At 64.3% G+C, this 13004-nt stretch carries 13 protein-coding genes; 9 read left to right on the top strand and 4 right to left on the bottom strand.

Annotation, left to right across the window (positions count from 1 at the left end; genetic code table 11):
• Positions 1-55: 55 nt before the first annotated feature.
• Genes WCY17_RS04330 through rodA form a run of 5 tightly spaced genes read left to right on the top strand, consistent with a single transcriptional unit; the run spans position 56 to position 5694 of the window.
• Positions 56-1099, top strand: a complete 1044-nt coding sequence (locus WCY17_RS04330; RefSeq protein WP_372685709.1) for a rod shape-determining protein — start codon at positions 56-58, stop codon at positions 1097-1099.
• 24 nt (positions 1100-1123) lie between these two features.
• Positions 1124-2002, top strand: coding sequence for a rod shape-determining protein MreC (gene mreC / locus WCY17_RS04325; protein WP_372700942.1), 879 nt, complete (start codon positions 1124-1126; stop codon positions 2000-2002).
• Positions 1989-2555, top strand: a complete 567-nt coding sequence (mreD, locus tag WCY17_RS04320; protein WP_372700941.1) for a rod shape-determining protein MreD — start codon at positions 1989-1991, stop codon at positions 2553-2555. The genes mreC and mreD overlap by 14 nt, the downstream gene beginning before the upstream one ends.
• 8 nt (positions 2556-2563) lie before the next feature.
• Positions 2564-4558 carry a penicillin-binding protein 2 gene (mrdA, locus tag WCY17_RS04315; protein WP_372700985.1) on the top strand — a complete coding sequence of 665 codons (1995 nt, stop codon included), beginning with the start codon at positions 2564-2566 and terminating at the stop codon, positions 4556-4558.
• Positions 4555-5694, top strand: coding sequence for a rod shape-determining protein RodA (rodA, locus tag WCY17_RS04310; protein ID WP_372700940.1), 1140 nt, complete (start codon positions 4555-4557; stop codon positions 5692-5694). Before mrdA ends, rodA begins: the two co-directional genes overlap by 4 nt.
• Positions 5695-5745: 51 nt before the next feature.
• On the opposite strand, the gene mutY is transcribed toward rodA, so the two are convergent.
• The 3 genes from mutY to WCY17_RS04295 are packed head-to-tail and all read right to left on the bottom strand — an operon-like array spanning position 5746 to position 8449.
• Positions 5746-6873, bottom strand: coding sequence for an A/G-specific adenine glycosylase (gene mutY, locus WCY17_RS04305; protein WP_372700939.1), 1128 nt, complete (start codon positions 6871-6873; stop codon positions 5746-5748).
• Complete coding sequence (locus WCY17_RS04300; protein WP_372700938.1) at positions 6873-7781, bottom strand: cell division protein FtsX; 909 nt, start codon at positions 7779-7781, stop codon at positions 6873-6875. Before WCY17_RS04300 ends, mutY begins: the two co-directional genes overlap by 1 nt.
• A complete protein-coding gene (locus WCY17_RS04295) occupies positions 7778-8449 on the bottom strand; it encodes a cell division ATP-binding protein FtsE (RefSeq protein WP_372700937.1) in 672 nt (223 codons plus the stop codon). The genes WCY17_RS04300 and WCY17_RS04295 overlap by 4 nt, the downstream gene beginning before the upstream one ends.
• A 158-nt stretch (positions 8450-8607) precedes the next feature.
• Between WCY17_RS04295 and WCY17_RS04290 the strand changes: the two genes are divergently transcribed.
• Genes WCY17_RS04290 through WCY17_RS04275 form a run of 4 tightly spaced genes read left to right on the top strand, consistent with a single transcriptional unit; the run spans position 8608 to position 12407 of the window.
• Positions 8608-9807 carry an amino acid ABC transporter permease gene (locus tag WCY17_RS04290; RefSeq protein ID WP_372700936.1) on the top strand — a complete coding sequence of 400 codons (1200 nt, stop codon included), beginning with the start codon at positions 8608-8610 and terminating at the stop codon, positions 9805-9807.
• Positions 9808-9810: 3 nt separating this feature from the next.
• Complete coding sequence (locus WCY17_RS04285) at positions 9811-10899, top strand: amino acid ABC transporter permease (protein ID WP_372700935.1); 1089 nt, start codon at positions 9811-9813, stop codon at positions 10897-10899.
• 47 nt (positions 10900-10946) lie between these two features.
• On the top strand, positions 10947-11687 hold the full coding sequence (locus tag WCY17_RS04280) for an amino acid ABC transporter ATP-binding protein (protein WP_372700934.1): 741 nt from the start codon (positions 10947-10949) through the stop codon (positions 11685-11687).
• Between the two features lie 60 nt (positions 11688-11747).
• Positions 11748-12407, top strand: coding sequence for an OmpA family protein (locus WCY17_RS04275; RefSeq protein WP_372700933.1), 660 nt, complete (start codon positions 11748-11750; stop codon positions 12405-12407).
• A gap of 159 nt (positions 12408-12566) precedes the next feature.
• On the opposite strand, the gene WCY17_RS04270 is transcribed toward WCY17_RS04275, so the two are convergent.
• Positions 12567-12935: a helix-turn-helix domain-containing protein gene (locus WCY17_RS04270; RefSeq protein ID WP_372700932.1), complete on the bottom strand. Its 369-nt coding sequence runs from the start codon at positions 12933-12935 to the stop codon at positions 12567-12569.
• Positions 12936-13004 lie beyond the last annotated feature (69 nt).

The raw sequence follows: 13004 nt of genomic DNA, 5'->3' as shown, positions 1-13004 counted from the left end.
TGTCACTGCGATTATAAGTTATCATTGCAGATTCAATTTCCATTCGTGCGCTCTCATGTTCGGATTCCTACGCAGCTACTTCTCGAGCGACATGGCCATCGACCTTGGTACTGCGAACACGCTCATTTATGTTCGCAGTAAGGGGATCGTGCTCGACGAGCCCTCGGTCGTGGCCATCCGCCACGATGGCGGGCCCAATGGCAAGAAAATCATTCAGGCGGTGGGGCACGAGGCCAAGCAGATGCTGGGGCGTGTGCCCGGCAACATCGAAGCCATCCGACCCATGAAAGACGGGGTGATTGCAGACTTCACCGTAACCGAGCAGATGCTCAAGCAGTTCATCCGCATGGTGCACCCGCGCAGCATGCTGGCGCCCAGCCCGCGCATCATCGTGTGCGTGCCCTGCGGCTCCACGCAGGTCGAGCGGCGCGCCATCCGCGAATCGGCACTCGGCGCCGGCGCGAGCCAGGTCTACCTGATCGAGGAACCCATGGCGGCAGCCATTGGCGCCGGCCTGGCTGTATCCGATGCCAGTGGCTCCATGGTGGTCGACATCGGCGGGGGCACCACCGAGGTCGCCATCATCTCTCTGGGCGGGGTGGTGTACAAGGGTTCGGTGCGGGTGGGCGGCGACAAATTCGACGAAGCCATCATCAATTACATCCGCCGCAACTACGGCATGCTCATCGGCGAACCCACGGCCGAACTCATCAAGAAAGAAATCGGTTCGGCGTTCCCCGGGTCTGAAATCCGCGAGATCGAAGTCAAGGGGCGCAACCTGTCCGAAGGGGTGCCGCGCAGTTTCACCGTATCATCCAACGAAATCCTCGAATCGCTCACCGATCCGCTCAATCAAATCATTTCCGCCGTCAAGACGGCACTCGAACAAACCCCCCCCGAACTGGGGGCCGACATCACCGACAAGGGCATCGCCCTCACGGGTGGCGGGGCCCTTCTGCACGATCTCGACCGCCTGCTGCAGGAAGAAACCGGCCTGCCCGTGGTGGTGGCCGAAGACCCGCTCACCTGCGTGGTGCGCGGCTGCGGCGAAGCGCTCGAGCATCTCGAACGTCTCGGGGGCGTGTTCATCTATGATTGATCCGCCGCCCGCCGTGTATACGTCATGCCACAGCCCGGAAACCTTCGTCTGTTCAGGCAGGGCCCCAGTGTAGAAGTCCGTCTGGTGCTGTTGCTCGTCCTGAGCCTGGCTCTGGTCATCGTCGATGCCCATTGGTCTGTACTGGCACCCTTGCGCAATGCCATCTCGGTGGCCATCTATCCCTTCCAGCGTACCGTCATGGCGCCGCGCGAGGCACTGGATTTCTTCGACAGCTGGTCACATTCGGCCAGTACGGTGCGTGCCGAGCAGGACGCCATACGTCGCCAGCGTATCGAAATGGCCCAGCTGTCCACGCACGCCGCCCAACTGGTCGCCGAGAACGAGCAGTTGCGCAGGCTGCTCGGGGTCGCCGAAGCCACGGCCCGGCAATCGATCGCGGTCGAGGTCTTCTACGTCCCGCCCAACGTCTTCAGCCACCGGCTGATCTTCAACAAGGGGTCCGACGATGGCATCGAGGCCGGCATGCCGGTCATCGACGAGGGCGGGGTGGTGGGCCAGATCGTGCGCGTCACGCCATTCACGTCCGAAGCGGCCCTGTTGATCGACGACAGCATCTCCATCCCCGTGCAGGTCCTGCGCAACGGCCTGCGCCTCATCGCTTTCGGCAGCGACGAGGCCGGCCGGATCGAGGTCCGCTATCTGGCTGATCATGCCGATGTCGAAGAGGGTGACATGCTCATTACCAGCGGCATCGGCGGGCTGTTTCCTGCCGGCCTGTCGGTCGGGCGCATTCTCAAGATCGAACGGGATTCAGGCACCGGGTTTGGCCGTGCGATCGCCGAGCCGTTGTCCCATCCGGAACGTTATCGGCATTTTCTGGTCTTGAGCATAGAGAAGGCCAGCCCACCCACCTCCCAGGAGCCAGGACATGCCGCAGAATAAGCCTGCACACCTGAGTCACAGGTCATCGCTGGCACGCCTGCAGCCGGTGGATGAGGCCGCGTTTGGCCGCAGCATGCCCGGCTGGGTGGTGTGGGGTACGCTGTTGCTGGTCTGGATGGCGTCGCTGCTGCCCTGGCGTCTCTGGCAGCCGGTGCCCGATCTGCTTCTGCTGTTCCTGGTCTATTGGTGCCTGCACGAGCCTTCCCGGGTCGGGCTGACCACGGCCTTCGTGTTCGGTCTGCTCATGGATGTCCATGACACGGGGTTGCTGGGGCTTCAGGCATTGGGCTACGTGCTGGCGGCATACGGGGTTGAACTGCTGCGCAGGCGGCTGCTGCGCTTTCCAGCGGTGGTGCAGATGCTGCACATCCTGCCGGTGCTCGTTCTGGCCATGCTGGTGCCCCACCTGCTGGGTGCCTGGTTGCAGGGGGCCTGGGCGGGCTGGGGGTGGCTGTGGTCGGTATTGATGACGGTGGCCCTGTGGCCTCTGCTCGACATCGTGATGTCGCTGCCGGTACGCCAGTCGGGGGCCGGTGAGGCGGGTCCGGTCTGAGAAGCATGATGTTCGAATTTCGCAAGCCCGGTCTCCATCAGCGCCAGACGACCCTGTTGCGCGCATGGGTGGCCGGCGTCTTCGCGCTGCTGTGCCTGCTGCTTCTGGTGGGGCGTCTGTGGCATTTGCAGGTCCAGCGCCACGACAGTCTTGCCGCGCGCGCCGAACAGAACCGCATCACGATTGTCCCGATTCCGCCGCGCCGGGGCCTGGTATTCGATCGAAACGGCGCCGTGCTGGCCGACAATCTGCGTGACTACACCCTGCAGATCACGCGGGCGCAGGTGCGCGGCTCCATCGAGGCCTTGCTCGATGACTTGCGCGAACTGGTGTATTTCAGCGATTCGGCGCGGCAGAAATTCTTGCGCCAGTACGAGCAGAGCGGGCGCTACGTACCGGTCATGCTGCGCAACAACCTGAACGATCTCGAAGCGTCCTGGTTTGCGGCCCAGGCTTGGCGCTTTCCCGGGGTCACCCTGCAGGCACGCTGGGTGCGCGAGTACCCGCAGAATGAGTCGGCCGCGCATGTGATCGGCTATGTGGGGCGAATTTCCGAAGCCGACGAACAGATGCTCGAAGAATCCGGGCAGTTGGGCAATTACCGCGGCACCCAGGTGATGGGCAAGAAAGGCATCGAAAAAACCTGGGAGCACGCGCTGCATGGCCAGACCGGGGTCGAGGAACTCGAGGTAACGGCCAGTGGGCGGCCCGTACGCGAACTGAGCCGCAATGATCCGATCCCGGGGGCCAATCTCGAACTGTCCCTGGACATCGGCCTGCAGAAAATGGCCGAAGCCCAGTTCGAGGGGCGGCGCGGCGCGCTGGTCGCCATCGCGCCGCGCACCGGCGAGATCCTGGCGTTTGTGTCGTCGCCCTCGTTCGATCCGAACCTGTTCGTCGATGGCATCGACGTCGAAAACTGGCGCAAGCTCAATGAGTCGCCGGATCATCCTCTGATCAATCGGCCTCTGTATGGCACCTATCCCATAGGTTCCACGTACAAGCCTTTCGTTGGCCTCGCGGCGCTTGAGATGGGCTTGCGCGGGGCGCGCGAAAAGGTCTCCGATCCGGGCTATTTCGAGCTCGCGGGCCAGCGTTTTCGCAACGCAGGTGGGGCCGCATACGGGCCCACCGACATGCATCGCGCTATTGTGGTGTCGTCCGACACCTATTTCTTCTCGCTGGGGGCGCTCATGGACGTGGACGCCCTGCATGATTTCAACAGGCAATTCGGCTTCGGCGAGATCACAGGCCTGGATCTCGATGGCGAACGCAAGGGGGTGCTGCCTTCGCGCGCCTGGAAGCGCAAGGCCTACAAGACGGCCGAACAGCAGCACTGGTACCAGGGTGAGACGGTTTCGGTGGCGGTCGGTCAGGGCGCCAATGCCTTCACCCTCCTGCAGTTGGCCCAGGCCACGGCCGTGCTGGCCAACAAGGGGGTCTACATGAAGCCCCATCTGGTGCGCCGGGTGATCGATCCGGATACGGGCGATTCGACCTATCCCGTGGTGGGGCCGCAGTACGCCATCGACCTGAACCCCGAGAACCTGCAGGTGGTGCAGGACGCGATGGTGGATGTCGTGCGCAAGGGCACGGCCCGGCTTGCCTTCGAGGGCGCGCCGTACCAGGCCGCTGGCAAGACCGGCACGGCGCAGGTGTTCAGTCTGCGCGGCGGGCGCTACAAGGCACAGACGGTCGATGAGCGCCTGCGCGATCACGCCCTGTTCATGGCCTATGCGCCTGTGGACGACCCGCAGATCGCCGTCGCCCTGATCGTTGAAAACGGTGGCTGGGGCGCGTCCGTGGCTGCGCCCATCGCGCGCTCGGTCTTCGACTGGTGGCTCGATCCCGAGCGGCTCGAAAAACGGCACTTGCAGCAGCGCGACGAACCGCCTGCGGTGCCTGTCCAGTGGCATGCGCCCGGTGGCCCGTCGGCGCCGCCGACCTTGCCTGAACCGCAGCTCGCCCTGCCTGTGCGGCCGGATCCGGGAGACGTGTCATGAGTCTGATCGTGCAGGCCTTGCGACGCATGTTTGCCGTACTCGACTGGCCTTTGCTGTTGCTGCTGGCGGTGCTGGCGCTGGTGGGCATGGCGACCATGCATTCCGCGGTGGGTGATACAGACTGGCGGTTTGCGGATCAGCTGCGCAATTTTCTGCTGGCCTTTGTCGCCATGTGGGCGGTGGCGCTGCTGCCGCCCGGCTGGATCAGGCGCTGGGCGCCGGCCATCTATGCCGTGGGGCTGGCTCTGCTGCTGGCGGTGTTTTTTTTCGGGGTGACCAGCAAGGGGGCGACCCGCTGGCTCGATCTGGGTATCACCCGCATCCAGCCTTCCGAAATGATGAAGATCGCCGTGCCCGTGATGCTCGCCTGGTATCTGCAGCGCCAGGGTACGGGTGGATTCCGCCTGCGCGATTTTCTGGTGGCCAGCGTCCTGTTGCTGGTGCCGGCTGCCTTCATCATGGATCAGCCTGATCTGGGCACCGCGCTGCTGGTACTGGCCTCGGGCGTCTGTGTGATTTATTTTGCGGGGTTTCCGTTTCGACTGCTGGCGCCCGTGATGCTGATCATCGTGGTGGCGATTGCGGTCCTGGTGTCCCTGGAAGACCGGATCTGTCAGCCGGACGTCGACTGGGTCCTGCTGCACGATTACCAGAAATACCGGGTCTGCGTGCTGCTCAATCCGGGAACCGATCCGCTGGGCAAGGGTTTTCATACGATACAGTCGATGATTGCCGTGGGTTCGGGCGGGCTGTATGGCAAGGGGTACATGCAGGGGACCCAATCGCACCTGGATTTCATCCCCGAGCGCACGACCGATTTCATCTTTGCCGTGTTTGCCGAAGAGTTCGGCCTGTATGGTGCGGTGGCGCTGCTGATCCTGTACGGCCTGGTGGTCCTGCGGGGCCTGACCATCGCGGTACGGGCGCCCACACAGTTCGGCCGCCTGCTCGGTGGCGCCATGTCCATGATGTTTTTCGTCTATGTATTCGTCAACATCGGCATGGTGTCGGGCATCCTGCCCGTGGTCGGCGTACCCTTGCCGTTCATGAGCTACGGTGGCACGGCGCTCATGACCCTCGGCGTCGTGTTCGGCCTGCTGATGGGCATCGGTGCGCAACAGGCCGAGCACGAATGAAGAACCATCGCCGGGGCGCCGTCCCGTGGCGCAGCGGCTTGCCGCATGGGGTCACTGGCGGGCAGGCCCAGCGCTTGGCAGGGCGCATGCGCCCGCGCCCGCCTGCAGGCCTGCCAGCAGGCGGGCAATAGGTGCCGGCAACCCATGGCGGGCCAGCGCGGGCAGGCTCACCCAGGCCTGTTCGGCCGCTGGGCCGGGCCGCCTGCCTTCGACAGGCTGGTACCACGGGTGGATCTGCAGCCGGAAATGCGTGAAGTCATGTTCGAAGGTGGCCAGTGCGCGGGCTGGCTGCCCGGCCTGGGCGTGGTGCAGGCAGTAGTCCTGCAGGGCGGGCGCATCGGCAAACTCGGGCAGGCTCCAGAGCCCGCCCCAGATGCCCCGTGCCGGGCGCCGGGTCAGCAGCACGTGATCCTCATGCTGCAGGATCAGAACCGTGCTCTGGCGCAGCGGGCGATCGCGACGCTTGCGCGGGCGTGGCAATGCGTTCTGCAGCCCCTGGCGGTGCGCCAGGCAATCCCCGGCCAACGGGCAGCGGGCGCAGTCGGGCCGGTGGCGGGTACAGACCGTGGCGCCCAGATCCATCAGGCCCTGGGTGTAGGCGGTCATGTCGAGTGACGCGGGTGCGGCCTCGATGATGCGCTGCGCCAGGGCCCACAGGGCGCGCAGGGTGCTTGCCGCAGCGGGGTCTGCATCCAGGGCCTCGAGGCGCATGAACACCCGCCGTACATTGCCATCCAGAATGGGTGTGCGCTCGCCATGGGACAGGGCCGCGATCGCCGCCGCCGTGGACGGGCCGATGCCGGGCAGGCGCGCCAGCTCGGCCGCCGTCTGCGGGAACCGCCCGGCGTAGCGGGTGTACACGATCTGCGCGCACTGGTGCAGGTGGCGCGCGCGTGCATAGTAGCCCAGCCCGGCCCAGAGTGTCAGGACCTCGTCGAGCGAGGCACTGGCGAGCGTGGCGAGATCGGGGAACCGGCGCAGGAAACGCTGGTACCAGGGTATGACCGTGGCGGCCTGGGTCTGCTGCAGCATGATTTCCGAGAGCCAGATGCGGTAGGGGTCACGCGTGCCCTGCCAGGGCAGGTCGTGGCGCCCATGCTGCAACTGCCACGTGCTGACGCGCTCGGCCAGGCCGGCGAGCTCTGGCCGTGTCACTGCCGGTGCGCGGGATCGGGCCATCAGAAGCGGGTATGCCGGGTCACCGACAGGCGCGCGGCCACGGCCCCCAGAAGCACGGTCAGGGCGCCGGCCGAAAGCAGGTCTGCCGGGGGTGGCAAGTGCAGGACCCATTCGAGATCGTAGGTGTGCGTGAAACGTTCCAGCATGCGGTTCAGCGGGATCAGGGCAAGGCCGGCCAGCAGCCAGGCCAGCAGGCTGGCCGCCAGCCCGGTGAGGGCACCCACATACAGGAAGGGGCGGCGCACGAAGGGTTCGGTTGCGCCTACCAGGCGCGCTACGGCGATTTCCTCACGCTGGGTCAGCGCCTGCAGCCGTACCGTGTTGAAGACGGTGGCCAGAACCACGATGAGCACGGCCCCGGCCAGCAGGGTCAGCCCGGTGCGCAGCAGGGCCAGCAGGGATTCGAGCCGACGGACCCAGTCACTGTCGAGCTGGATGCGGTCCACGCCCGGCCAGTGCTGCCAGGCCTGCATCAGCGTGTCGGCGATGCGCGTGGGGGCGTCGGTGTCCTTGAGCGTGACGACCAGCGTATCGGGCAACGGGTTGGCGGGCAGCGCATCGAAGGCCTGGGCCCAGGCCGGATCGGCACGCAACTCGTCCATGGCCTGGGCGGCGGGGATCAGGCGCACCTGGGCGACCTGTTCGTCGGCTTCGGTGCGGATCCGGGCCTGCAGGGCCTGCTGCGCGGCCGTGTCCAGGCCGGGTGTGAGAAACAGGGTCAGTTCGGGATTGACGGCGAGCTGGCGCATCAGGGGTTGGGCCGACTGCAGGGCGGCCGCGCCCAGCAATGGGACGACCAGCATCAGCGCGATCACCAGAATATTGGCGAGCGAAGACAGGCCATGGCCGCGCAGGCGCCGCAAGGCCACCTGCAGCGCATAGCGGTGGTGACGCAGCCAGCGCCTCATGTGGGAACCCCCGGCAGATCCGTGAAACGCCCCGCTTCGACATGCAGGGTGCGACGTGCGTAGCGCGCCATGAGCGGCGCGTCGTGCGAGGCGATCAGGGTGGTGACGCCGACCTGGTTGAAGTCGCGGAATACGTCCATGATGCGCAGTGCACTGGCGGCGTCCAGATTCGCAGTGGGTTCGTCGGCGATGAGGATGGCCGGGCGGCCGACGATGGCGCGCGCGATGGCCAGCCGCTGTTGCTCGCCCCCGGAGAGTTCAATGGGCCAGTAGTCTTCCTTGCCGCGCAGGCCGACCTTGTCCATGGCGGCCCGGGCCCGGGTGATTGCGGTGCGGGCATCCAGACCCAGCACGGCCAATGGCAGCAGCACGTTGTCGATGACGCGCCGATCGAACAGCAGATGGGTGTGCTGGAGGATCAGGCCCACCGTGCGCCGCAGGTAGGGCAAGGTGCGGGCGTTCAGGCGGTTGATGCGATGATGGTTGACCGTGATGGCGCCCCGGCTGGCCGGTTCGAGCCCGGCCACCAGCTTGAGCAGGGTGGATTTGCCTGCGCCCGACGGCCCCGAGATGAACAGGAATTCGCCGGCTTCAGTGCTGAAGTTGACATCCGCCAGAATATTCCTGCCACGGCCATAGGATTTGAAAACGTGCTGAAATTCGATCATCGGCTTTGGGTTCGACAGGGATATCCCGCATGTATCGGTTCGGCCTGGACACGCTACCATCAGCTTCGGGCCCGGCCCGTTCATCCGGATTGTATTCTGTGTGCGGCTGTGGCCGAAACAGCGTGCGATCCGGGAAACCCGTGAAAAATGACTCCAGCATGGTCTCTTCGCAATCAACGCGCCGATCTTCTCCCCCGGGCCGCGCCCGCCGCCGGTGGTCATGGAACGACCCCGACACCCGGGCGCTGATCTATCAGATCCTCATCCTGGGTCTGGTCGCGCTGGGGGTATGGTATCTCACATCGAATACGCTGCATAATCTGGCGGTGCGCAACATCTCGACCGGGTTTGGTTTCCTGCACGAGGAAGCCGGGTTTGCCATCGGCGAGTCGATCATCGACTATTCCCCGGCCGATACCTACGGGCGCGCCGTGCTGGTGGGGCTGGTCAATACCTTGCGGGTCTCGGTGGTGGGCATCATCGTGGCCACGTTGTTCGGCACCCTGCTGGGCATAGGGCGCCTGTCGCGCAACTGGTTGATTTCGCACCTGGCAGGCCTGTACATCGAGGTGATGCGCAACATTCCGTTGCTGCTGCAGCTGTTTTTCTGGTATGCCCTGATCACCGAGATCATGCCCGGCCCCCGCCAGGCGCTCAATCCCCTGCCGGATGTGTTCATCTCCAATCGGGGCTTCAAGATCCCCTGGGTGCACGGCAATGCCATCGACTGGCTGTTTGGTGGCCTGGCCGTGGCGATTGTGCTCATCGTGCTGCTGGCGCATTGGGCGCGGCGCCGTCAGGAAGCCACCGGGCGGATCTTCCCGCTCGGCTGGTCGGCCCTGGGCCTGCTGGTCGTCGTGCCGGCGCTCGCGGCCTGGCTCAGCGGGGGCAGCTTCGAGCTCGACCGACCCGAACTCAAGGGCTTCAATTTCCAGGGCGGCCTGACCATGTCGCCCGAATTCACGGCACTGCTCTTGGGGCTGGTGATCTACACCTCGGCCTTCGTGGGCGAAGTCGTGCGTTCAGGCATCCAGGCGGTCAGCCAGGGGCAATGGGAAGCCGCGTCTGCCCTGGGGCTGTCGCGTGCCCGCATCCTGCGCAAGGTGATTCTGCCCCAGGCCATGCGGGTCATCGTGCCGCCCATGACCAGCCAGTATCTGAATCTCACCAAGAACAGTTCACTGGCCGTAGCGATCGGCTATCCGGACATCGTGGCCGTCACCAACACCATCCTGAACCAGACGGGGCAGGCGATCGAAGGCATCATGATCATCATGGCGGCGTATCTGGTCGTCAGCCTGTCGATCTCGCTGTTCATGAACTGGTACAACAAGCACATCGAACTGGTGGAGCGTTGAGACATGGCCCAGCCCCTGCCTGATCGCCTGCCGCCCCGGTCCAGTGCCGGGCCAATGGGGTGGTTGCGCACCCAATTGTTCTCCAGCCCGTTGAATGCGGTGCTCAGCCTGCTGACCATCTGGGTGCTGCTGCTGGCGATCCCGGCATTGGTCGACTACCTGTTCGTGCGGCCTGATTTCGCTGCCACCACGCCCGAGCAGTGCCGCGAAACAGGGGGCTACTGCTGGGCGTTCGTGCGCGAGAAGCACCGCCTCATCCTGTTCGGCGTCTATCCCTACGATGAACAATGGCGTCCCCTGCTGGCTTCTGCGATTCTGGTCGGCGTGATTGTCTGCAGTTGCATGCGCCGGTTCTGGCGGCCCTCGCTGGCATTGCTGTGGGGGGTGGGGCTGGCCGCAGTGGGCGTGCTCATGTGGGGCGGCCTCTTCGGGCTGGCCTACGTCGAAAACGCCAAGTGGGGTGGGCTGCCGCTGACCCTGATCCTGTCCACGTTCGGTATCGCCTTTGCCTTCCCCTTCGGGGTCGTGCTGGCCCTGGGGCGCCGTTCGCACATGCCGGGGGTCAAGGCGGTCTGCGTGATCTACATCGAACTCATACGTGGCGTGCCGCTGGTCAGCCTGCTGTTCATGTCCTCGGTCATGCTGCCCTTGTTTCTGCCCGAGGGGTTTTCGATCGACAAGCTCTTGCGCGCGCAGATCGCCATCATTCTCTTTGCCGCCGCTTACGTGGCCGAGACGGTGCGCGGCGGCCTGCAGGCCATACCCAGGGGGCAATACGAAGGGGCGGATTCGATTGGCCTGAGCTATTGGCAGCAGATGCGCAAGATCATCATGCCGCAGGCCCTGAAGATTGTGATCCCCCCTCTGGTGGGCATTTTCATCTCCCTGTTCAAGGACACGTCGCTGGTGGTGATCATCGGGCTGTTCGACCTGACCATGGCGGCCAAGGCCGCGGTCTCCGACGCGGTATGGCGTGGTTTCAGTACCGAATCCTACCTGTTCATTGCCGTGATCTACTTTGTGTTCTGCTTCTCGATCTCACGCTACAGCCTGGCGCTCGAGCGCCAGCTGGATCAGGGGCATCATCGCTAATCTGTGTCCGGGGTGCATGAACATCCCGGCATTCCGGAGTGCATCCCATGTCCGAACCCATCATTCAGCTCAAGAAGGTCAACAAGTGGTACGGGCAGTTCCACGTCCTCAAAGACCTCGATCTGGATGTGGCCCCCAGCGAGCGCATCGTGATCTGCGGGCCGTCGGGTTCAGGGAAATCGACGATGATCCGCTGCATCAACCGGCTCGAAGAGCATCAGGAAGGGCAGATCATCGACGATGGCACCGAACTCACGAACGATCTCAGGCAAATCGAGGCCATCCGCCGCGATGTCGGCATGGTGTTCCAGCATTTCAACCTGTTCCCGCACATGACGGTGCTCGAAAACCTCACGCTGGGGCCGGTCTGGGTGCTCAAGCGGCCACGCGCCGAGGCCGAAGCCACCGCCATGAAATACCTCGAACGCGTGCGCATCCCCGATCAGGCGCAAAAATATCCGGGGCAACTGTCGGGGGGCCAGCAACAGCGTGTGGCCATCGCCCGTTCGCTGTGCATGAATCCGAAGATCATGCTGTTCGATGAGCCCACCTCGGCACTGGACCCGGAAATGGTGAAAGAGGTTCTGGACGTGATGGTCGAACTGGCTGAGGAAACAGGCATGACCATGCTGTGCGTCACGCACGAGATGGGTTTTGCACGCCAGGTGGCCAATCGGGTGATTTTCATGGATCACGGCGAGATCATCGAGCAAAATACGCCCGATGTCTTTTTCGACCATCCTCGGAACGAACGCACGCGCCTGTTCCTGAGCCAGATCCTGCATTGAGTGCGCCGGGGCTTTTTTTGGTACGCTATCGTCTCCAATATCCATAACAGGAGCATCCACATGAACGCAATGGTCGCGCGGCCCGTACGCTGGGCGCTGGTGGGCAGTCTGGTGCTGGCCGTGGCCGCTTGTGCCAACGTGTCGCCCAAGGGTCAGAATACGGCCGTGGGCGCTGGCGCCGGCGCGGCGCTCGGTGCGGGTCTGGGGGCCATCATCGGCGATTCCAGCCGGGCTGCGCTGATCGGGGCTGGCATCGGCTCGGCCGTGGGTGCCGTGGTCGGGTACAACTGGGATCGCATCCGCCAGGATGTCGAAAGCTCGGGGGCCACCGATCTGGGCGTATCGGTCACCGAAATGCCCGATGGCACCTTGCGGGTCAATATCCCCAGCAATGTGTCGTTTGCCACCGGCAAGTCGACCCTGCAGCCGGCGCTGCTGCCGGTCCTTGACAGCGTGGCACGGGCCATGAACCAGCACCCCGAACTGCGTGCCCGGGCGTTGGGCTATACCGACAGCACGGGTACGGATGCCATCAATCTGCCGCTGTCGCGCGATCGCGCTGCCGCCGTCACCCAGTATCTGATCGGGCAGGGCGTGGCACCCGCACGTCTGTCTGCCGAAGGCATGGGGGCGTCCAGCCCCATTGGCGACAACGCCACGGCCGAAGGCCGTGCCCTGAATCGCCGGGTCGAACTGTACCTGTACGCCGTGCAGCAGTGATCACGACCCTGTCTGCCGGGTACTCGGCAGACAGGCTCTCGTACAGACGCAGGGGCTGTCCGGGGTGTTTTCCTGCCGGTGGTCTTTTTTGCGGCGAGGATTCAGTGCCGGCGTATCGTGCGGTGGGCCTTCAGCGTCGGTGCATTTTACGGTGGGCCTTCAGTCGCGGTGAGCCTGGCGCAGTCTCAGGCTGTCGATCAAGGTCTTGAGGGTCTTTTCCACAGTCAGGCGATCATGTTCCGACAAGGCCATGATCTGATCCGGTGGTACCGATGGAAACGGCCATGATTCACCCATGGCCAAGCGCGACTGCCCGGTTGGAAACACGTGCCCCGTGCCACGGCTGAGCCAGTAGAGATCCACTTCCAGCTTGCTGGCGATGATCAGCAGCTTCTGGGCAGACTTGCGACTGCCGCTTTCGTAGCTGGATATTGCACTCTGGGACAGGCCGCAGGCATCTGCCAGCTGCTTCTGGGACATGCCGCGCAGCTCACGCGCATATCGGAGTCGTTCGCCAAAGGTATTCACACCGCCATTGGACTAAAAACCAGTGCCACAGGGGTGTTGTCAATATTGCATTCGTAATATGATCGGGCT

This window comes from Castellaniella sp. (genome assembly GCF_041677825.1).
Lineage (GTDB): Bacteria > Pseudomonadota > Gammaproteobacteria > Burkholderiales > Burkholderiaceae_B > Castellaniella.
The sequence above is the reverse complement of the archived record's forward strand: the minus strand, read 5'-3'. Positions and strand labels throughout refer to the sequence as shown.